At 63.3% G+C, this 21,370-nt stretch carries 12 protein-coding genes; 6 read left to right on the forward strand and 6 right to left on the reverse strand.

The window, feature by feature from the left end; all coding sequences use genetic code 11:
* Window positions 1-137: 137 nt before the first annotated feature.
* Window positions 138-599, forward strand: coding sequence for a CoxG family protein (locus V5N13_RS15030; protein WP_332900268.1), 462 nt, complete (start codon window positions 138-140; stop codon window positions 597-599).
* 61 nt (window positions 600-660) lie between these two features.
* On the opposite strand, the gene V5N13_RS15035 is transcribed toward V5N13_RS15030, so the two are convergent.
* Complete coding sequence (locus V5N13_RS15035; RefSeq protein ID WP_332900267.1) at window positions 661-3,036, reverse strand: xanthine dehydrogenase family protein molybdopterin-binding subunit; 2,376 nt, start codon at window positions 3,034-3,036, stop codon at window positions 661-663.
* A gap of 229 nt (window positions 3,037-3,265) precedes the next feature.
* Here V5N13_RS15035 and V5N13_RS15040 point away from each other — a divergent pair, with 229 nt between their 5' ends.
* The 4 genes from V5N13_RS15040 to V5N13_RS15055 all read left to right on the forward strand — a co-directional run bounded on the left by V5N13_RS15040 (window position 3,266) and on the right by V5N13_RS15055 (window position 6,039).
* Entirely contained in the window at window positions 3,266-4,147 is an 882-nt protein-coding gene (locus tag V5N13_RS15040; protein WP_336361452.1) for an FAD binding domain-containing protein, read from the forward strand.
* Window positions 4,147-4,653: a (2Fe-2S)-binding protein gene (locus tag V5N13_RS15045; RefSeq protein ID WP_336361453.1), complete on the forward strand. Its 507-nt coding sequence runs from the start codon at window positions 4,147-4,149 to the stop codon at window positions 4,651-4,653. Before V5N13_RS15040 ends, V5N13_RS15045 begins: the two co-directional genes overlap by 1 nt.
* 143 nt (window positions 4,654-4,796) lie before the next feature.
* Window positions 4,797-5,624, forward strand: a complete 828-nt coding sequence (locus V5N13_RS15050; protein WP_332900264.1) for an SDR family oxidoreductase — start codon at window positions 4,797-4,799, stop codon at window positions 5,622-5,624.
* 4 nt (window positions 5,625-5,628) lie between these two features.
* Window positions 5,629-6,039: a VOC family protein gene (locus V5N13_RS15055; RefSeq protein WP_336361454.1), complete on the forward strand. Its 411-nt coding sequence runs from the start codon at window positions 5,629-5,631 to the stop codon at window positions 6,037-6,039.
* Between the two features lie 315 nt (window positions 6,040-6,354).
* On the opposite strand, the gene V5N13_RS15060 is transcribed toward V5N13_RS15055, so the two are convergent.
* Entirely contained in the window at window positions 6,355-7,305 is a 951-nt protein-coding gene (locus V5N13_RS15060) for a DMT family transporter (RefSeq protein ID WP_336361455.1), read from the reverse strand.
* Between the two features lie 222 nt (window positions 7,306-7,527).
* Here V5N13_RS15060 and V5N13_RS15065 point away from each other — a divergent pair, with 222 nt between their 5' ends.
* Window positions 7,528-8,316, forward strand: coding sequence for a helix-turn-helix transcriptional regulator (locus V5N13_RS15065; RefSeq protein ID WP_336361456.1), 789 nt, complete (start codon window positions 7,528-7,530; stop codon window positions 8,314-8,316).
* A gap of 17 nt (window positions 8,317-8,333) precedes the next feature.
* On the opposite strand, the gene V5N13_RS15070 is transcribed toward V5N13_RS15065, so the two are convergent.
* The 4 genes from V5N13_RS15070 to V5N13_RS15085 all read right to left on the reverse strand — a co-directional run bounded on the left by V5N13_RS15070 (window position 8,334) and on the right by V5N13_RS15085 (window position 21,203).
* Window positions 8,334-11,441 (reverse strand): N-acetylmuramidase domain-containing protein, encoded by a 3,108-nt coding sequence (locus V5N13_RS15070; RefSeq protein WP_336361457.1) that lies wholly within the window; start codon window positions 11,439-11,441, stop codon window positions 8,334-8,336.
* Entirely contained in the window at window positions 11,438-14,932 is a 3,495-nt protein-coding gene (locus V5N13_RS15075) for a hypothetical protein (RefSeq protein ID WP_336361458.1), read from the reverse strand. Before V5N13_RS15075 ends, V5N13_RS15070 begins: the two co-directional genes overlap by 4 nt.
* Complete coding sequence (locus V5N13_RS15080) at window positions 14,929-20,421, reverse strand: hypothetical protein (protein ID WP_336361459.1); 5,493 nt, start codon at window positions 20,419-20,421, stop codon at window positions 14,929-14,931. The genes V5N13_RS15075 and V5N13_RS15080 overlap by 4 nt, the downstream gene beginning before the upstream one ends.
* A 239-nt stretch (window positions 20,422-20,660) precedes the next feature.
* Window positions 20,661-21,203 (reverse strand): rhomboid family intramembrane serine protease, encoded by a 543-nt coding sequence (locus V5N13_RS15085; protein ID WP_442905109.1) that lies wholly within the window; start codon window positions 21,201-21,203, stop codon window positions 20,661-20,663.
* Between the last annotated feature and the right edge of the window lie 167 nt (window positions 21,204-21,370).

Consider the following 21,370-nt stretch of genomic DNA (forward strand, 5'->3'; position numbering starts at 1 on the left):
TATGATATGAAAACACGCCCTAAGGGCGTGTGTTTTATTGTCAGAAGTCTGAATATATCCGAGGGTGTGCGAACCTGACAATCCGCTCACAGCGGGGAGGCGAAGAATTAAGTGAATGCTAGAGAGTGGTTCTCAGTATGAAGTTCGAGGGAGAGTTCAGCGTAGCAGCAAGCCCTGAAGAAACGTGGGAGTTCCTGCTCGACCCAGACCAACTCGGTTCGTGCATTCCAAACTGCCAAGACGTGACCGTCATCGACGACGAAACGTACACCGCAACAATCGGCATCTCGATTTCGTACATCTCGGCGACGTTCGACACGAACGTCGAGATTGCAGAGCAAGAAGAAGAGGAGTATCTCAAAGTACACCTGACCGGCGACGCCTCGGAAGGCGATAGTCGGATGGAAGCCACCGGCGAGATGTGGATGAGCGAACGCGAGGATGGCGGGACGGACATCAAGTACGTGAACGCCGTGGACGTGACCGGCCGGGTGATGAACATGGGCAGTCGCATCGTCAAAAGCGTCGGCCAGCGTCAGACGACAAAGACCGTAAACAACATCCAAGAAGCACTCGGCACGCCGAAAGCCGAAGTCTAATCGGCCTCGATTTTTCGAAAATTCGCAGGAAAGCAGCGATCGCGCTAAAAGTCGTGACCGCTCAGGCGTCGTTGTCCGAATCGACCGCCTTCAGAATCTCTTCTGGCGTGAACGGGATGTGCGTCAATCGCACGCCGGTCGCGTCTTTGATAGCGTTGCCAATGGCGGCCGCACTCGGGATGAGGACGGCTTCACCGACGCCTTTCGCGCCGTAAGGACCTTCTTCGTCGTGTGTTTCGACGATTTCAGTGTGCACCTCAAGCGGGTGCTCGGTCGAGAACGGCACCTTGTAGTCGAGCAGATTCGCGTTCTCGAAGCGACCATTGTCGTGAGTTAACTCCTCGTAGAGCGTCGAGCCAATGCCCATACTAATGCCGCCTTCGAGCTGTCCCTCGACCATCTTCGGGTTGAGCGCGCGGCCCACGTCGTACACTGAAGCGAACTGGTTGAAGCGCACCTCACCGGTGTAGCGGTTGATTTCTAAGTCACAGGCCTGTGCGCCGTGAGTGTAGAAGGCGGTGAGTCGGTCGCCATGGCCCGTCTCCGGGTCTACGTTCTCGACCGGCGAGTGCCACGTCGCCTTCCCGAGAATCTCGCCGCCCTCCATCAGGAAGCCACCGCCGCCGAACACCGTCGGCTCGAACAGTTGGTCGAAGGTGATTCCGTTGTCACGGTCGCCTTCGACGTACACCAACCCGCCGTCGGTCTCCAGATTCTCGGGTTCGGCGTCGAGTTTGACGGCGGCGTGTTCGTAGAGTTGCTCTTTGGCGTCGATACAGGCCTTCCGCACCGCGTTGCCCGTGTTGAACGTGAGCCGACTCGAAATCGAACCGTCGTCGTAGGGCGTGACTTCCGTATCACCCTTGAGGACGCGCACGTCGTCTAAGTCAACGCCGAACTCCTCTGCGGCGATCTGGGCGAGCACGGTCATCGAACCGGTGCCGATCTCCTCTGCGGTGGTGCGCACCTCGATGCGCCCGTCTTCGTGTACCTTAACGAACGCGCTTGAGGCGGTTGGCGCCATGCTGTACTTGCTCCCCTGTGCGAGGCCAACGCCGCGAATCCACTCGTCGTCGTCGCTTTCTGCGCCGTCCATCTCGACTGCCGCTGCCGCCCGGCGCAGGCACTCTTTCGCGCCCATGCTCTTCATCTGTTCTCCCGCCGGGTTCACGTCGCCGGACTCCATCGTATTTTTCTCGCGGAATTCGACCGGGTCCCAGCCCTGGTCCATGATGGCGTCTTCGACCAGCGATTCGATGGCGAAAATGAGCTGTGAGTTCCCGAAGCCGCGGAACGACCCCGCGACGGGCAGGTTGGTGTACACCCCATAGGAGTCGAATTTCAGGTGGGGGATGTCGTAGGTCCCGACCGCAGCGAACCCACAGTTGCGCGTGACGAGGAAGCCCGTGCCGGCGTAGGCGCCGCCGCCGAGGTAGGCTTGGGTTTCCATCGCCACGAGGCGCTGGTCGTCGGTGACGCCGATTTTCAGGTCGATTTCGAAGGGCGTCCGGTAGGTGCCCTCGATGAACTGGTCTTGTCGGGAGAAGGCGAGTTTGACCGGCCGCCCGTCGGTGTGTTGGGCCACGGCGGCCGCAATCGGCTCGGTGACGCCCTCTTTCCCGCCGAAGCTTCCGCCGACGTAGGGCACCTTCAGGTGCACCTTCGAAGAGGGCACGTCGAACGCGGTTGCGAGCATGTTCTTCACGCGGTAGGTCGTGTTCGTCGAGGTCCAGACGCGGAGTTCGCCGTCGGTCGTCCACTTCGCGACGGTGACGTGCGGTTCCATCTGGACGTGGTGCATCATCCCCGTCGAAAACGAACCTTCGTAGATGTGGTCTGCTTCGTCGAAGCCAGCGTCGATGTCGCCGGTGCGAATCCGGTGGTTCGCGTGGAGATTCGGCCGCTCGGGGTCGAGCCGTGGTTCGAGCACGCCCGTCTGTTCGTATTCTCCGAGTCCTTCGTGAACGACTGAGGGTGGGTCTTCAGACAGTGCTTCTCGCGTATCAAAGACAGCAGGGAGTTTCTCGTATTCAATATCCACCGCGTCAGTGGCCTTCCGCGCGAGTTCTTCGCTCTCTGCGGCGACGGCGACGACGGCCTCACCCACAAACCGAACCTTCTCTTTCGGGAGGATAGATTCATCGAGAATGCCCGCACCGTAGCGCCCGTCAGGTACGTCATCGCCCGTGACGACCGCGTGGACGCCGTTCATCTCTTCTGCCGCACTCGTGTCGATATCGAGAATCCGTGCGTGGGCGTGTGGGCTTTTGACCGTCTCGACGTGTAACATCCGCGGGAGGTCAATGTCGTAGGTGTACTCGGCCTCGCCGACGATTTTACTGACGGCGTCGAGGCGTTGCCGTGAGGAACCGACCACCTTCGTATCGAGATTTGTGGAGTCCTCACGGTGACTGGCCACTGGCTCTTGTTGACTCATACCAACCGCGTATTGAATGGTACGCCATATAATGTTTGGTACGAACCGACAAACCAGTTGTCGCGGCGACACGCGACGGGAGTGGTGTCACACATCGTGACGCTCGCGCCGTGTAACAACTGGATGAGATCACCAGGAGGGGTCGCCTCCGCGTGTGCAGTGTCAGGAATTGTCGTGTGTGCCGCGTTCGCATAGACTTATGTGACTCCACTCGAAAGCCGAGTGTAGAATGGCAACAGAGCTGACCGAGGAGGGTGAGTTCCATCGAGCGTCATCTATCGAGGAGGCCGTCACACTCCTAGAAGAGCGCAACGCCGCGCTCATCTCAGGAGGGCAAAGCCTCATGCCGCTGATTCGACAGGGGCTGATAGACCGCGACGTCATCGTCGATATTTCGGGCATCGACGACCACACCGACATCGCCGTCACGGACGACGGCCTCCAGTTGGGTGGGCTTGCGACTCACCGCGACCTCATCGAGGCAGACCTCTGGGAGACGCCGTATCGCGCGCTCCCGGAGACGGCAAAAGAAATCGGAGACAAGCAGGTACGAAACTGGGGAACCATCGGCGGGTCGGTCGCCCACGCAGACCCCTCACTCGACTACCCGCCGACGATGATTGTACTGGATGCGGTGGTGCAGTACACGGATGGCTCCGAGACGAAGGAAGTGCCCATCGACGAGTTCTACCTCGGCCAGTACTTCACCGTGCTCGAACCGCACGAAATCGTCATCGGGGTCCGCGTTCCAAAGCCGTCTGCGAACACGGGCGTCGCCTTCGAGAAGTTCGCGTGGCGACGCGGCGATATGTCGCTCGTGAACGTCGCCGCGAGCGTGACCGTCGATGAGACCGGAAGCGAAATCGAAGCCGCACGCATCGCGGTCGGTGCGATGGGGCCAACCCCGCTTCGGCTCACGGAACTCGAAGCCGAACTCGTCGGGAGCGACCCCAGCGATGAATCCCACCAGCAGGCGGTCGCAGACCGCGTCGGTGAGTTCACCGAACCCGTTCCCGAGGCCCACGGCTCAGTCGAGTACAAGAACCGCATCGCGACCAACCTCACGAGAAAAACGATTCGTACCGCCATCGAGCGGGCAACGGAGAACTGATGAAAGTACCACTCACTGTCAACGGAACCGACGAGGTCGTAGAGGCACGGCCGATGGCACCGCTCTCAGAGCTGCTGCGCGATGGCCTCGAACTGAAAGGCACGAAACGCGGCTGTGAAACAGGTAAGTGCGGCGCGTGTACCGTCTTGGTCGATGGGAAGGCAACCAAATCCTGTCAGCGCCTCGCGGGGCAGGCCGCAGAGAGCACCGTCGTCACCATCGAAGGGCTGGCCAAACACGCCGGCGATGACGACGACCTGCATCCGGTCCAACAGGGGTTCATCGACAACTTCGGGATGCAGTGTGGCTACTGTACGCCGGGGATGGCGATGGCTGCAGTGGCCCTGTTAGAGGAGAACCCAAACCCCACGCGAACCGAGATTCAAGAGGGTATCAAAGGCAACCTCTGTCGGTGTACGGGCTACACCAAGATTTACGACTCCATCCTCGATGCCGCGGCGCAGGTCGAGGATACGACAATCGAGACTTCAGCATCAGACGACTGATACATTCGAAACGAAACCACCCCTCATTCGCCCAGAATGAGCGACAGCGCGGCTTTTCTTCGACCCCAAAACATACCATATTGACATCACATAGCATGACGTTTTATATACGATAGCGAATATGGTCAATCCGTGTTAGCCATATGGAGCTAGGCATTGCTGGAAAGACTGCAGTTGTTACAGGCGGAAGCAAAGGTATCGGGAACGCGATTGCGCGAAATCTCGCCTCGGAAGGAGCGAATCTCGCCATTTGTGCGCGGCGAGCTGGCCCGCTCGAAGAGGCCGCAGCCGACTTAGAAGAGGAGTTCGGAATCGAGTGTCTCCCGATAACCGCTGACTTGACGAAGCGCGAAGACGCAGCCGCGTTCGTCAAAGAGGCAGCAGAGCACTTCGAGGGCATCGATATCTTCGTCAACAACGCGGGGAGCGCCCCCGGTGGCGAACTCGAAAATCTCGACGAGGACGACTGGTACCAAGCACTCGACCTCAAGTTGATGGGCCACGTCCGTGGCGCAACAGAGGCCATGCCGTATCTGGTCGAAAGCGGGGGCAACCTCGTCAACCTCATCGGGAACGACGGCTCAAAGCCGAGTCCCGGCGAACTCGCCCCCGGTGCGGCGAACGCCGCGGACATCAACATGACGCTCGCGCTCTCGAAGCAGTACGGGCGGAAAGGCGTTCGCGTAAACGCCGTCAACCCCGGCCCCGTCGCCACAGAGCGTTGGGACTACCTCGTCGAGATTATGGCCGACGAACAAGAGCTGACCTTCGACGAGGCGATGCAGGTCGCAGAGAACTCGATTCCACTCGGCCGCATCTGCACGCCAGAAGAGGTCGCAAACGTCGTTGCGTTCCTCGCCTCCGAGCCAGCGAGCTTCGTAAACGGTGCAGTGGTCGAAGTCGACGGCGGCCAAGAGAAGGCGCTGCTCGAATTCGACACGATTCGCGCCGCGAGCGAAAACCTGAGCTAACGCGATGGCAGCCGTAGAGTTCACCCAGATTGACCACCTCGGAATACCCGTGTGGGATGCAGACGGCGCGGCGGCGTTCTACGAACACGCGGGCGTCTCCGTTGTGATAGACGAGACGCTAGACGAGTACAACATCCGCGCCGTATTCCTCGACATCGACGGCGTGTACGTCGAGTTCCTTGAACCGACGGGGCCGGGGAACGTGAAAACGTTTCTCGAAACCCACGGCCCGGGCATCCAACACGTCGCCTACCGCGTCCCGGACATCGCGCAAGCCGTAGTCTCGCTTCGAGACGCGGGCGTCGAGTTCAAAAGTGACGAGCCAATGGCCGGGGCGGGAAACTCGGAGATAATCTTCGTCGAAGAACGGTACACCGGCGGCTTGCAGGTCGAACTCGTCGAACGGCACGACTGACGAACGCAGCCACAAATCCAGTCACTCGGTTTCCTCCCACGGCGAGGGAACTGGGAGACCACCCGAACAGTTTTGACCGCGCCACGCAACGAAGTTGCTACGGAGTTTCTACTGAACTCATTTTGAGGGTAAGTCGAGTGTCACCGAACGCAGTCGCGCTCACACAGTGTTGCGAAACCCACACACGCAGACAGCCTTCGCGGCTGGAACACAGCTCAGACAGATTGGATGGTTTAGGTAGTTTGGACGTTTTTGATAGATTTGCTAGATTGGCTGTGAGAAATAGGTGTGAACTGGCGGTCGTCTGGTCTAAGCTTAGCGAATGGTGCTCGGAAGCCACCGGTCTGCAAGCGTACCGGGCACCCCACGGAGGTTCGTCGAAATCGAGGCGCTTCCGAGCACCGCGAAGCCAGTGAATATCGTCGCGAATCCAGCGAGGGTGAGCGACGAGATCGACTCTCCGAGGAATACGGCCCCGAGGAGCGTGGCGACGATGGGGACGGCGTAGAACACGAGGTTTCCGTGGATGGCTCCCACGTCGTCAAGTAACCCAAAGTAGGCGATGTACGCCACGGCTCCGGCGAAGATACCGACGTAACCGAGGGCGAGAAGTGCCGTCGGCGTCCACGTGACCGCCGCGAGCGACTCGCCGCTGGCGGCACTCATAGCGTGGGTGAGCGCTGCACTCACGGGGAGTGCCCACGCGGTGCGGGCGGTACTTGAGAGGTCGGTGTCAGCCCACCGAACGAGGACGGTTCCGAGCGCGCCGCTCGCCGCCCCGCCGAAGATGATTGCCTTGCCAAGCCCACCGCCACCGAGGAGGTTTGCTGGGTCGGGCTGCACCACGAGCGCGACGCCGAGCAGGCCAATAAGGAGGCCAACCCCGCCACGCGCAGAGAGGCGTTCGTCCGCGAGGAATCCGGCGGCGAACAGCGGCGTGAGCATCGGATTCAGACTGAAGATAATCGACCCGACGCCGCTCGAAACGTACTGCTGGCCAACGAACAGGAGGGCGTTTGCGAGGCCGATTGCGAACAGCCCGGTTGCAAGAATGCCGACCACGTCGCGGCGAGTCCTCGGAAGTAAGTTCTCTCGTGAGGTGGCCGAAAACGCGTATGCAGCAAGCACAACTGCGGCGATGTCGAAGCGAAAAGCGACGAACAGCAGTGGTGGGAAGTAGGCAAGTCCGGCTTTGGCGGCGACAAACGTCCCGCCAAAGAACACGCTCACGAGGATGAACATGCTGAAGGTTTTCCGACGACCCATCAGCGCGGCCCTCCCGCGAGCGCAGGGCTCTCGACAGCAACTGACCGTTCCGAAATGAGAGTGATTGAACGCACGTAGTAGACCACACGCACGCAAGCGCCATACGTTGGTTCAGAAATCATTTCATCGCAGGAAATCGAGTGAGTGGAGCAGGGGCTGTCACGCGGTGAAACTGTTTCACGCCACGAAATTGCTAAGGGCGACCGGGCAAAACGGAGAGCCATGGAATCGGCGCTCGAAGAAATCGAGTTTCTCACGCTTTCTCCAAACCGGGTCAGAATCCTCTCGTTGCTCGCGACTGAACCACACACGCGCCGCGAGTTGGTCGCAGAAACGGGTGCGTCCCAACCAACGCTCAGCCGGGTTCTGAGCGACTTCGAGGAGCGAAACTGGATTACCCGCGAGAACAGCGATTACACAGCAACGGCGACCGGCCGCCTCGTCGCAAACGGCTTCGGCGAACTGCTCTCGGTCATTGAAACTGAAGCGAAACTCCGGCCAGTCGTTCGGTGGTTGCCAGCGGACGTGCTCACCTTCGACCTGAGCCACCTCGCAGAGGCGACGATTACGATGCCAACGCAGGTGCGACCGAACGCGCCGGTCAAACGGGTTGTTTCCCTCCTTTCGAACGCGTCTGACGTGCGAATCGTCTCCTATGCGTTCAACGAACAGAGTTTGGCTGTCGTCCAGAAACGGACAGGTGCGGGCGACCAGCAGTTCAAGGGCGTGTTCTCAAAGAGCGCCATCGACGCGCTCGCAGACGACTCACAGCTTCGGATGCGCCTCGAAGCCCTCATGGCCACCGAGGGAGTCGAAATCCGGATGACCGACGACGACCTCCCGCTCGCCGCGACCATCGCAGACGAAGCGGTGCACCTCTTTTTGCGCGATGACTCAGGGCTGGTGCAGGCCGCCCTCGACACCGACGACGCAGTTGTCCGTACGTGGGCTGATGAGTTGTTCACCGAACAGTGGGAGGCGGCAGAGCCGGTCACGCTCGGCGAGCACTGAGACGACCGAAAGCATCCTCAGGGCATACTACGCGTTGGCGGTGCGATGTCGATGTGGACGTGGTCGTCGTGGCCGGCGTGTTGCTGACAGAGGCCTTCAGCGATGAGCGTGGTATCGTTGAACAGCGCGCGTGAGAACAGCGGTTGAGCGCCGAACGCTTCCAAAACGGCGCGCATCGCGTCCCGGTCGTAGGTGGGTGAAGTCCACGTGATTCCGCCGGTGTTCCCGTCGGTTCGGGCCAGCCGGAGGTCGCACGCCATGCCCGTCTCGTGGCCGGCGTGGTCGGGCGTATCGCCGCCGTGTGGCAGGCTCACGTCGTTGACCGTCAACAGCGCCGCGTCAGGGTTCGTGTTCAGGTAGTTGTCGCGGTAGTGGGCACCTGCGTCCGTCACCGTCTCTGCCATCCAGTCGGTGCCGTAGTCGTGGGTGTCTGCGGGGTCGTTTCGCTCGAAGTTGAAAAAGCCGTCACCGGCACCGCCGAGGGGCATCAACTGCCAGTGGGGTGCGTTCGTCGCCCGCAGCCAGTCGTAGGTGTCACCCGGCACGTCAACCCGGCCGTCTCCGGCGACATCGTTTCGCCCGTTCTTGATGGACTGCACCAAGTTGATGACGGCTACCAAGGCGGCATCGGCCGTCGTATCGACCGTGAGCCAGTCGAAGCCGAGGTCGACGAGCCGCTGTTTCAGCGCGCGCACGTCGTCTGGGTTGTTCGTTCCGCCGGTGCCAACGCTGGCGCTCAGGGTGAAGCCCGTCGTGGTCGCAGTGCCACGGTTTGCGAGCACCGTCGTCCCGGCGTCGAAGCCTACCTGCAAACCACTCGCATAGTTCGGCGGGACGCCAGACGGCCAGCTTGCGCGGACAACCGGCAGGGCGGTCTCGCCGTTGTACATCTCGCTCAAGTCCGCCCAGTACTGGTCGTCTCGCGTCTCGGTCGCTTCGAGCGCGGCGAGTTCGAGGCCCGTCTCGCCGTCGAGTTCACGCTGGCGGAGATAGTCGAACAGCGCCAGCACCTGTGCGCGCTCGCTCGCGTCGAAGGCGTCGAACATGGCGCTCGCAGATTCGTAGCCGATTTCGCGATGATTGCCGCCCATAATCTGGGGGTACCCAACGCTCGCCGCTTCGATGGCCGTGTCTCGGTCGGCAAGCGTCTCCGCACGCGCGAGGGCAGCGTACTGGAGGTCTTGGAACGCATCCCCGCAGACCGGGTCGCCGTGAAGCAGTTCCCAGCTGTCCGGTGGGCAGGTACCTGACTCACAGAATCGGTGATTACGCCAGTTCACGGTGGTTCCGTGGTCGAAAAACTGGTCGTACTGTACTTGGTTGGCCTGTCCCCACTTCCGCCAGAAGACGTGATTTTCGAAGCGGAGCATCGGGTCATCGCGGGCTGAGAGGTCACAGCTGCCACCCTCGTTGCGGTAGAACGCCATCGGAACCTGCACGTCGATGCCGAACTCGTCGCTCAGATACTCGAACAGCCCGCCGACGCGGTTGTAAATCGTGGCGACCTGTCGCTCAAACGAATCTGGGGCGGTGAGCGTCGCTGTCTGTGCTGGGGCGAGGTCGACACCGGGGTCGTTGTCCGCCAAGAACCAGTGGAGATTCGAAGTGGCAGTCCATCCGATGGCGTCGCCGCCCGTCGTCGTGACGAAGGCGAGTTCGCCCTCGGTGGCGTGAGTCAGGCGTTGGGCGACTATCACTGCCGTCCAGTCGTCGATGAGGAGCACGTTATCGCCTGAATCGAAGGTGACGTTCGGCCGCCCTTGCAGGTCTTGGTACCGGTCTTGCTCGGCCTGCGAGGCGGACGATTCGGGCGGCCGGGCACCCGCGTAGTTTGCCCCCGGATTCCGGAGCCACGCATCGTCTTTCACGACCCGGTAGACGACCTGCGCTGGGCCGCGATCTGGTATCTCAAGCGGGGCGGTGAGCGGTGCGGTGCGTTCTATTTCCTCGCGGGCGTCTGCGAGCGGCGACGAAAGCACGTCGAGTGGCGTGTACGGCGGTTTTGGCAGGCCGTGTTGGTCGTCGTCGAGCGGGAGGCCGTCTCGTTCGCGCGCGGTGCGGACGCGGTCGAGATAGCTCACCTCCTGTGGGAACGCTTCCGGTGCGTGGATGAGGACGCCGAATAGATGCCACTCGATGATGTGGCGGTCATCAGCAAGGTGTAAGTCGGGCGACGTGAGGTCGCCAAGCAACCGTTCGAGCGGGTCGTCGGCTGGTGAGATACCCATGCCGAGCAGAACGTGGTTTGCGATTTCGACCCCGAGGTAGCGCGCCGTGAGTTCCTCTTCGAAGCGAGGCCGCGCGAGCGCCTCATCGAGCAGTGTTTCGAACGGCGTGCCTTCCTGTGGCGGGGTGTCGCCAACATAGAGGCTCGCTCCGCTCGCCAGTTCGCCAACTTCGACGGTGTGTGAGCCTTTCAGCTCGATAGTGAGCAGGTCGTCACGAGCGGCACCTTCCAGTTCGGATTGCGGTTCTGTGCGACCGGTGACGAGGAACGTTCCCGTCGTTGGACTCGACGACGCCGGGCGAAACTGCGGCGGGAGCGTCTCAGAAAACGGTGGGTCCTGCCACACGGTTCGAACGTTTGCGAACCTGAGGAGGTGGTCTGCAATCGTTCGAGTGCGCCGGAGTAGCCGGTCGCGGTCCATCCCAGTATCGGCCACCAGCGTGTCGAACGACGGCGTCACCGTCACGTTCGCAAACCACGGCACGGAGAGGATCGCCAAGCCACGCGGAATCACGTCGTCGCCGGAAATCGCTTCGAGGCGGAACTCGTGGAGGCCCGGCTTGCCCGCGTAGAGGTCGATGGTGAGGTCGGTCGGGTCGGCTTCGAGAACCGCCGTACCGACCCGGTACGGTAGGTCGAGCGCCCATCGGAGATTCGACGGAACCGCATTTTCGAACTGGGCGTCGAGTTCGATGACGCCGGAGGTGTCGCCAAGTGACGCAGACCCAGTTGTTCGGTCGCCCGGTTCGAACGCGGTTCGTTCTGCGGGGATGTGGTCGAGCGCGTTTTCGATTCCGAGCAGTTGGAGACCGCCGCGGATGCCGTCGAACAGCACCTCCCAGACGAGGTCTGCGAGGGTCGGTTCGTCGGGGTCGAGCGTGGGAGTGCCGTTTGTCATGGTTGAATGAAGGTTCCGGAGGTTGCAGTCGCGCCGCGTCGGTCAGTGACGACGGCACGATATTCGTAGCGCACAGCCGCGGTTCCGACCGGGACGCGGTCTGAGACGGTCACGCGCTGAACGTTGGGTGCGACGAGCGTCGGCCCGAGGTCTTCGACCGAAACCGACTCGGTTCGCGTCCATCGACCGGTTCCGAGCGGGCGTCGCTGCAGGCTGAGGGCGAGGCCGTAGCCGGTGACGCGAACCGAAACGTCGCGCTCGCGGCTGTTCGCACTCGGTTGCGCAACCGCTTCGATGTCTGGCTGAGCCGGTGGCTGAGTCGTCCCTGCACGCACCCACACGGGCGCGGTCGGCGCAGAGCGCAACCCCGATTCCGCGACCGCGACGGCTCGATATGCGAACCAGCGGTCGGGCGACACGGCGTCTTGAACCAGGAGTGGGTCGGTTTCGCTCCCTGCCTGCGGGGTAAGCGGGCGCATTCGGCGGAGGTCTTCGACCGCGTCGCGGTCTGGCGTCCGGTAGAGGCGCACCGTCTCGGTGGCTCCAGATGGGTCAGGGGCGACGGTGAGGTGTATCTCACCGGGGGCGGCCGCGTCCGTCGTCGCTGCGAGCTGTGGCGTGGGTGGCCGTGCAGTCTCAGGAGTTCTCACGACGGCGAATGCCTCGTCGTCGCTCGGCCACGGGCTTCGCGTTCCGGTCGGGCCGGTGTGGCGAACCATGACGACCGTCCAGCCGCGGTCTTCTGCGGGCAAGGCAACCTGATGGCGCGTCTCGCCGTCGTCGTACGGCGTCTCGTGTGCCGGTGAGAAGGCGTGTTGATTCGCGGGGTTTTTCGCAATCTCGCGCAGGCGTTGGACGCGCGCGGTGGTGTCTCTACTCGTAAACGTCGCGCGCGATTCATCGACAGCCGCGAGCAGGCGGGCCTCTGGCGAACGAAGCACCTGCGTGCGCGACCCGGGCGGCTGTGGCGTCCACGAAACCGTCCAGTAGCAGGTACCCAGCGCGTCCGGCCACGTCGCGACCTGCGGTTCGAGCGTCAGCGTCTCGGGCGTCGGTTCGACCGGGTCGACGCGCTCTGCGACCGTTCTCCGCGCCGGGTTCGAGGCGTTGTCACTGTCGTCAACGGCGACGACCGTCGTCGAGATGCGGGCGCGGTGGGTTGCATCGTACGGCCGGGTAACAGCCGGAATCGTGACCGTGAGGCGCGCGTCCCTCGTGGGGTCGCTCGCTGCACTTGGCGGTTCCACCGACGCTGTTACCCCAGCCAGCGGCGAGGTTACCTGCAAGTCGGGCCACGATATCGAAAGCGGGCTGAACACGCCCGCCTCCGTCTCACAGCCATTCCAGCCGGTAAAGTCGCGGTCAACTTTCCCCTGTTGGCAGTGAATCTCGAACCGGGCAGTGTCCGGGGCGAGCGTACGTTGGCCAGCAGTCCAGTCAAACGATAGTTCGAGTTCCCACGTCGGCTGGTCACCGAGCAGGCGTGCGCGGAGTCCAGTCGGGGCAGGCGGCGAAACGGTGTCAGCGACCGTCTCAGTCGTCTCCGCAAAGTCGCTCCACCGCCCCCAGATGTCCATACCAGCGACGCGGTAAGTCGAGTCGCCCAACGGCGGTTCGCGGTCGGTGAACGTGTTTACGCCACCGGCCGCGGGCAGTCGCGGGAGCGGCAGTCCTGAGTCCGGTTCGGTGCTCGAAAGTGACTCGTCTGCCGTGCCGTGACGACGGCGAACCGCGAAGGCGACGTGGGCGTCGTCGGTGAACAGGTTCGCATCCGGCGCGTCCCACGAGAGGTCTACGACCGCCTGCGTGCCTGTGACGCCGCTTCGAGATTCGACGTGGCCCGTCACTCCGTGTGGGGGAGTGACTGCCTCGCGTGCGCCGACCTGGACGTTCGTCGCAACCGAGACGACGGTGCCGACTTGCGAACTCGGGATGCGGTGGGTTCGAGACTGTGAGAGCCCCGGCAGCGGCAGGGCAACGTTTTCCCCGTCGGCGTTTTCTCCGAACCGTTCGAGCGCTTGGTCGCGCATCTCGGGGGCGAGCACGCCCCATAGCCACAGCGTCCACCAGTCGGCGCTCACCATGTAATCGACAGGGGCTTGCTGTGGCTCGTCGGCCGTCGTTGCAAGCCCAAGCAGGTGGGCAACGCCGGGGTCGAGCGACGCGACTTGCAGCATGTCGAGCAGCGGCACGTCCACCGTAGACCCCGAGAGGTCGTCGTTGGTGCCGTCGGTTGCTTCGAGCGGTTCGTCGCCGCCGTAGCGCACCGCCCGTTGTGGCTTGGCTTCGGTAACTTCAGTCGTGACAAGCGTTTCGAGCGCGTCGGCGAGGTCGTCGTAGTCTGCGAGATACCGCCTGTCGATGTCGGCTTCAAGCGCTGTGTCGGTCGCCGGGTCGGGCGGCCAGTCGGCGTTGGCCCACGGCCCGAGTGCCTGCGGTTTTGCACGGTAGAGCCGGTCGCGGGCCACCTGCAAACCCGAGCGAGGCTGTGCCGGATAGGTCACGTCGTCGCCGTCGATTGGGAGGAAGAACGTCTCGACTGGCTGCCAGCCATTCGCGTCGGCGTAGTCGTCCACCGTAATCCACTCGACCAGTTCGACCTCTGCGAGCCGACCGGTGAGCCGCACCTCGTCGATGACGGTGCCGTTCAGCAGGAACGTCCCTTCGACCCACTCGTCGGTGTCGGGAAGGCCGCCCCCGAACCGGCCGCCAAGCCGACCGCCAAATCGCCCGCGGTCGAGCACCGACCCGAGGTTGAGGTTCGGGATGCGACGGAACTGCGGCTGGGAGCCGAACGGCCCGGTTCGCCGCCCGGAAACGCGGCCTCGCAGACGCGCCGCTGGCGATTCGCGCTCCGGAGTCGACGCCTCGATTCTGGCTTCGAGTTGGTCGGTGTCGAGGTGCACGTCGGTCAGTGTCGGCAGGAACTCGACGTTTCGAATGCGCCGTAGCGTGTCGAGGTCGAACGTGTCTACGAGCCGGCCGAGCGTATCTGCGAGGTTGCGGCCGCTTGCGCCACGGTCTTGGACGCGGACGGTGTCGCCATCCACGAACACGGCACTCGCGGCGATGGACCCCGCTTTGCGGTGGCGATAGCGCACCAACGCCCAGCAGGCTGGAGTTGACGCCGCAGTCTCGCTCTCGTCTTCAGTGAATCGGAGGCGAACCGTGTCGGTGCCGACGCTGATAGCGTGTTGTGTACTGCCCGGTGTGAGGCCATCGGCTGCCGTCGCGTGGAGGCCCTCTTGGTCGCGGAACTCGCCGTCTGCAATCTCGCTCCCGAGCATGTGTGCGCGCCGGACACGCACGTCCCGTCGCTTTGGGTCCCATGGCAGGGGAGAAGGACGGCGAACCAGTTTGAACCCCGAGCGAGGAAAACCAAGGTCGGACGAGAACGTCCACCGAAGGTGGTGGCCGTCAGCGAGGTAATCGTCGGCTTCGATACCGAGTGCGGCGAGTTGGAGCAGAGTTGGGTTGACGTATCGGGTCATGGAGCACCTCCAGGTGAAAGAACCGACGGACGCATCGGGAACGGAACGTTGAGCGGCTGTGTCGTCGAAGACAGTGTCACGCGAGCGGGCTGGCCAGCCACGAGTTCGCCAGCATCCGGGACGAACAGAATTCGAGCGCCCGATTCGCCGGTGACGAACCGGCCGGTGAGGGCACGGCTGCCCTGACGGACGGTCAGCGTCACCCCGTCGCGGAGTAACGGTTCTGGACCGTCGAGGACGAGCGCGACGGGGGCAGCATCGTCCGTCGTCGGATTCCACCGCCAGACGCGGATGGCTTCGGGCGTTTCGGGAGGTCGACGTGGCGGCAACCCGAGCGTCTCGAACAGTAAGTGGTCGAGCGCGCCGTCGTCAATGGTAACCTCCCCCACCGTCGTCTCGGGCGTGGCGGCCGCGGTGGTCGCTGTGCGAAGCCCGGCCGCGTTCGGAAGCGTGTCGGTGAGTTCATCGACCAGTTCATGGGAGGCGAGATGGGCACCCGGCGAAGCCCAGCGCGAGGTGGTAAATCGCCACGTGTAGACAGCTGGTGCGGTCTCCCAATCGATGGTTGAGAGAGGCGCGGCCGCATCGATGCGGTGGAGCGTAGTGACGTATCGGGTGGCTGGTTCGAGCAACGAGGCGATGGTGGCCGTGGCCTCGCGCCACAACTCCCCAACGCGGTCGTCGACGCAGTTGAGCGATTCGAGCGTACTGCGCCAGACCGCTTGTTCTGCGGGGAGGTCTGCCGCACGTTCTGCGATGGCGTCGGCGCGTTCGAATAAGTCAACGCCGTGTTCATCGACGAATCGGAGCGCGAGCGCGTCGCCGTAGGCGGTGTAGGTGGCGAGCGTGCGCGCAGAACGGAAGGTGACTGTTGCCGGACTCTCGGTGTAGTGGGGAACTGACCCATCCGGGAGCGCGTGGATGTCCCAGTCGTCGCGTGTGCGGTCTGGGTCGTCGGTTCCGCGCAGGGTCGAGGGCGGGTTGCCCGCCGTCGTGAACGAGATGGTCTCCGTAAACGAACCAGCAGGGTCACCGACTTTGACCGGATCGTCTCCCCACTGCTCTGCGTGGGTCGCCTCGACGGTCATCGAGAGTTCGTACTCGGTTCCCGGCGCGAGCATGTCGAGGTGTTCGCCGCGCAACGTCGCATCCACGAGGTCGGCCGTCAACTCGGTCAGCGTGTCGCGCTCTGCGCGGTTCGTGCGGTCGCCGTAGCGAACCTCGACCGAGAGGACTGACGCAGCCATCGCCGAGAGCGCAGCGGGGACGTGCGGGAGGGTTGGCGGCCGCACCGCGAACAGGCGAATCGCATCGACCGGGCGCGGTGGCGCACAGCCGTAAAATCGCCAGCCTTTGTCGGTGTCGGGTGGCGTACCAGTGACGCCCTGTAACGGAAACGACTGCCCGAGTGGCGTGAGTGGCAGTCGCCCAGTCGCAGGGTCGCCATCAACGAGCCCAATCGCGACTATCTGCACGTCGTCTGCGACGAGCAACTGCACTTCGGCGTGTTCGTGGGCGGGGAGGACGATGTCGAGCGGGTCGACGAGCGAGGGGATGTCCGCTGGTTCCCCCTCCACTGCCGACAGGCGGTTCACCTGCGGTTCCGGGCCGATGAGGTGATTGACGAATGCCAACCCCTGTGCACTCCGTGGCAGCACCTGCGGGACGCCAAGGAGGCGGTCGCGTTGGAGCGGTTGGCGCGGTGCTTGGGCTGGCTCGAACGGTGGCCGGACGACGCTCCCCTCTACCACAGCGGCATCGACCATGCGGCGCGCGGCCGCAGACCCCTCGGGAGCGACGCGTCCCCAGACGGGCGGGTCGCCCACCGTGTCGCGGAACGCTTCGGTGAGTTTCAGGGGCGTGGTGAGGTCGTCACCCGCGGGTAAGCCGGTGGCGTCGTAAGCCAAGCGAGCCTGTGGTTTTTTCAGGAAGCACGGGTCCCACTCGCGGGTTTGTCGTTTCGACAACTCGCCGCCCAAGCCGACGGTTCGGTTGAGGTAGGTCGCCTCGTGGGTGAACAAGAGCAGGTCTTTCCGGGCGGGTTGGCCCCCTGAAGCAGCAGCCGCGCCGGAAGCCGAGGCGGCGTCGCCACCGGGCGTCCACGTCGCCGGAGCGTCTGCGACCGTATCGCCCGTTTCGACGTTTTTGACGGTGCAGTCGGTGAGTTCGTAGCGATAGCCAATGCGGTGGCGGCGTTCGACACCCTGTGTTTCGGCCTGCTCCGTGGTGACGACTTTCCACACGTCCGCCCCGCCGTCGGCCGTCGCCGCCGTGAACGAACCAACCGAGCCGATGCCGTTGATTGGGGCGTCAAAGGAGAGGGCGAACACGGGGTCTATCGGCACGTCAGTGAGGCCGCCGTCTGCCGCCGCGTCCAGCAGTGAGTGTGCTTCCCGACGATTTCGCGGTCTGAGCTGGCAATCGACGAGTGGGTTCGGCGCGTCGGGGAGGTCGCCGCCGGGGCCGAACGTCACCGAGACGCTCGTGTTGATGTCGTCGAACGGCCACGGGAGGTCGATTTTCACCCCGACTTCGCCCGTCAGTTCGAACGGGGTGGGCGCGCGCCCGGCCAGCCGGGCGAACACACCGAGGTCGAAGCCAAAGCCGAACACCTTGACGACGATGCCGCCCTCGATTTCGACCAAGCCGACCAACAGCGGCGGGTCGGCAAGCGAGACGCCGAGGTGGAAGCCCGCCTCTGCGTACCAATAAATTTTGAGGACGCTCGATTTCAGGCCCCAGTCGATGCTCGCCTCACCGCCGAGTGCGAGCGCGAGTCCGGGAAGCGGGTCAACCGTCGGGAGTCCCGTGATTGGCGAGCCATCGAGCATCAGATACGCAGAGAGGTCGAGCATCCCAAGCGCCTCCGCGATGACGCGCGCCTCCGGCGGGGCGTAGCGACCCATGTAGAGGTGAAAGTCGCTTGCGTCGGCCAAGTTGACGAATATCTCGACGGGAATCGTGACCGTCACGAGGTCTGGACCGTCGCCTTCCGGGATGGCGAGTGCGACGCGGAGGTCGATGGTCAACACGTCGTCTTCTAAGTCGAGGACGACGACGGCTGCGAACGGCGGTTCGTCCCCACCGCCCATCGAAGGTTTCTCCGAGAACACGTCGCCCGTCCCGGCGAGGATGATGACTGGTCCCGGTAGCAGGATGATGAGGCCGACCTTTGCGCTCCAGGACCGGGCGTCGTCCGGCGCTGAGCCGATGATGGTCGAGGCCCCAAAGCCCCACTCGTCGAGGGCGGGCACCCACTTCGAGGCGTGTGTCGTGTACGCCGGAGCCTCGTCCATGTACCAACCAGCGTAGTCGTTTGGAGCAGGCAGCGCGGGTTTGGCGTTCTGTGCGTACACCAGCCCAAGCCCGTAGAGGCCAATGCCGGAGGTGCCGAGCGGGATGCCGGGGTTGAACGAGCCGTCAATCGTGACGACGAGCGTCGTCATACCGTCTGAGCGGGCCGCAGAGAGGAGGCCAACGTCCAATCCGAGCATGTAGCTCTCGCGTTTCGTGTGGTCTGCGGGGGTTGTGGCGGTGCCGTTGCCGATGAGGAAGCCACGCAACGATCCTGCCATCGCGCCGTCCCACGAGCGCCCGTCGCCCGCCGGCGGGAGCGAAACGGCGTCCGCACCGGTCTGGAGTTCGCCGCGAGCGTAGAGCACGCCCGGGACGAGAAGGGTGACCGGCATTCCGCCACCGAGTCGGATGGAGATGGTGCCGTCGGCCGCGACGACAATGATGATGGCGTCTGGAACCCCGGCGATTGCCACGTCGCCTGCGCCTTCTGTCTCGACGCCGAGTTCGATGAGAAAGTCCGAATCTTCGGTCCTGAGTTCGACCGTCGAGATGGTGATGGCATTCCCGATGTTCGCATCTGCCTGCAGGCTCACCGCCACGTCGTCTAAATTCCAATCGACGCTGACGGGGGCTGTGGAGACGCCCGCGGCTTCGAGAGCCGCGTGGTTCGTGACGTACTCGATGGTGACGCCGCTTCCTTTGAGGCCGAGAGGCGTGTTCAAATCCGCGGCGTCTACGTCGAGAGTGAACTCTGCCGCGAGGTCGAGGTGCGCCGCGAGGACGTGCTTCCACGAGTCGGTTTGGCCAATCTGCACAGCGTCGTACGAAAAGTCGAGGTTCTCGATGGCGAATCGGTCGGTGGTGAGGATATCGGCGGCTTCGAGGGCGGCGAGCGCTCCAACGAACAGCGACGCCCCGGTGCCGCCAGCGACGGCAAGTCCCGCGAGTGCGGTGTAAATAACGCCGCGCGCACTTCCGAGGTCGTCACTCGTGAGGTCGAGCAGCGGTCCGTCTTCGGTGGCCCGCGCGACGAGGTTGAACCCGAAGCGGGCGGCGGGCGGGCGCGCTGGGTCGTAGCGAAGGTCCACCGCGAGCGTTACGTCGCCGTCGCTGCCGATGGCCGCGAGGTCGTCGCTCAGTTCCGAGAGCGCGAGGGAGACGGTGGCAGCGAGGGTTTCCGGTACCCAGTCGCGGTCGAACGCGAGCGTCAGTTCATCGAGTTTCCACACGGCATCTGCATGGCTCGGGTGATTTTCGGGGAGCGATAGCGTCACCGCGCCGACGAGGCCGCGGTGGTCGATGAGCCACTCACTGAACGTGAGGCTGGTGCCGTCTGCGGCGTCAGAGTCGAGGTCGGCAGGGAAAAACGGAAGCCACGTCTGGAGGCCCCACACGGTGAGTTCGCCGATGTACAGCCCGCGCCACGAGGCATCGTAGCCCGGCAGGGACGCAACCGGTTCGGGCGTGCTCGTTGCAGAGAGGTCAGCCACGAGATCGCGCAGTTCGAAGCCGACTTGTGTATCACGAAAAAGCAGTGGCGGAAGCGACACCGAATCCGGGTGTTTGAGGTCGATGCCGACACCTTCGGCCGTGTCGGCGTACAGTTCAATCTCGCCCAGTTCCACCATGGCTCGCGGGTCGTCTGGGTGTGGTTCGATGCCGACGACCTCGCCGTTCGCTTCGAGCAGCTTGCCGACTTGGAACGTCTCTTCGGGCAGCCCGATGGACGCGGTGAGGTTCGAGAGTTCGACTCGAATGTCACCGAGAGACGGCTGGTCGTCACCGCTCGTCTCGAACGCAGTGTGTGCTGCGTCGATGTCCGCAGCGGTCATCGCTTCGAGACCGAGGGCGTTTGCGGCGTCCGCAACATCCTCGGCGGTGGCGAGACTCGCCCCAAGCAGGAGCGTCCCTATTGCGGTTACGACCGGTTCTGAGGCAAGGATTAGTTCGAGGGTCGCCGTCGTCACGTCAGCATCGAGCGCGCCAAAGCCAACGTCGAACCCGAACAGGTCGAAGGTAAGTGAAGCGTCAAGTTCGACTTGTGTCGAGAGCGTGACCGTGTCCGCGGTCCACGTTTCGTCGAAGTCGTCGAACGTGAGATGGTCAAACAGACCCCCCGCGTCTGGGAGTTCGTCGAACGGAAACCACCCCGGAAACAGCAGACTTGCATCACGAATGAGTGTCGACGACATTAACAGTGTATTATCCTAATAATTAATAACAAGGTATTACGAAAGGTTGTCAGAACGGGCTGAGTGGCCTCGTGGGCCGCATCTCATTTTTTCGAGAGGTTAATCCGGACAGTGCAGCGCCGTGGCTGCCATCGGCACATTCCAGTCTTGTCCGTTACGAGCGACGCAGTGCGTTCATCCCGACTGGCAGGACACAATTGAGAAGTTCGGTGAGGAAGGTTGCACCGGAGACGCGAGTCTTACCGACGTTGGGACGGAACACGGAGCACCTGGAATCGACCGGCGACCAAGCCCAAAATCGCACCTGTGAGATGGGCAATGAGCGCGCTGCCGGGGGCGCTGAAGGCGATGGTGAGCGCGCCAGCCACCACGGCGACGACCACCAACAACACCCGCGGAGGGACGCGAAGTCGAGCGAGGGCGGCAGCGGAGGCAGGATTGCCCGCGATGACGTACCCAACGAGCGCGAACGCCGCACCACTCGCGCCGAGCACGGCCGTGGGCTGGCCAAGAACACCACCGACCAAGACCTCTGCAACGCCCGCAAGCGCGCCAGTGGTGATGAAAAAGAGGTGGAATCTGAGCCGGGTCGTAGACCAGGCGACGAAGCTGCCCGCGAGAACGATGATGATTGCGTTCGACAGCAGGTGGCCTGGCCCCGCGTGTGCGTAAACGCTCGTAACGAGCGCCCACGGCGGGTTCAACAGTGGGGGCGCGAGAATGAACAGGCCGCTTAGCCCCACGAGCACGCTTGCCCACGTGAGCGTCGAGACGACGAGCATGGCCCCCAAGGTCTGGACGATGGGGTTCTCAGCGATGGAGCCGAGCCACGAGTCGGACGTCCGCGTGTCAAGTGAGTCTGCGTAGGAAGACACGATACACCCTGTAGTAGGACGCCCCTGCGTAATAGATTCATGTCTCGCCTATGTGGGCGAGACGCCAACAAAGT

The sequence above is a fragment of the Haladaptatus sp. ZSTT2 genome (assembly GCF_037081775.1).
GTDB lineage: Archaea > Halobacteriota > Halobacteria > Halobacteriales > Halococcaceae > QDMS2.

Bases quoted from the DNA above. Each gene is read 5' to 3' on its own strand.
- V5N13_RS15030 (WP_332900268.1), top strand. From the start codon at position 138: ATGAAGTTCGAGGGAGAGTTCAGCGTAGCAGCAAGCCCTGAAGAAACG.
- V5N13_RS15035 (WP_332900267.1), bottom strand. From the start codon at position 3,036: ATGAGTCAACAAGAGCCAGTGGCCAGTCACCGTGAGGACTCCACAAAT.
- V5N13_RS15040 (WP_336361452.1), top strand. From the start codon at position 3,266: ATGGCAACAGAGCTGACCGAGGAGGGTGAGTTCCATCGAGCGTCATCT.
- V5N13_RS15045 (WP_336361453.1), top strand. From the start codon at position 4,147: ATGAAAGTACCACTCACTGTCAACGGAACCGACGAGGTCGTAGAGGCA.
- V5N13_RS15050 (WP_332900264.1), top strand. From the start codon at position 4,797: ATGGAGCTAGGCATTGCTGGAAAGACTGCAGTTGTTACAGGCGGAAGC.
- V5N13_RS15055 (WP_336361454.1), top strand. From the start codon at position 5,629: ATGGCAGCCGTAGAGTTCACCCAGATTGACCACCTCGGAATACCCGTG.
- V5N13_RS15060 (WP_336361455.1), bottom strand. From the start codon at position 7,305: ATGGGTCGTCGGAAAACCTTCAGCATGTTCATCCTCGTGAGCGTGTTC.
- V5N13_RS15065 (WP_336361456.1), top strand. From the start codon at position 7,528: ATGGAATCGGCGCTCGAAGAAATCGAGTTTCTCACGCTTTCTCCAAAC.
- V5N13_RS15070 (WP_336361457.1), bottom strand. From the start codon at position 11,441: ATGACAAACGGCACTCCCACGCTCGACCCCGACGAACCGACCCTCGCA.
- V5N13_RS15075 (WP_336361458.1), bottom strand. From the start codon at position 14,932: ATGACCCGATACGTCAACCCAACTCTGCTCCAACTCGCCGCACTCGGT.
- V5N13_RS15080 (WP_336361459.1), bottom strand. From the start codon at position 20,421: ATGTCGTCGACACTCATTCGTGATGCAAGTCTGCTGTTTCCGGGGTGG.
- V5N13_RS15085 (WP_442905109.1), bottom strand. From the start codon at position 21,203: ATGCTCGTCGTCTCGACGCTCACGTGGGCAAGCGTGCTCGTGGGGCTA.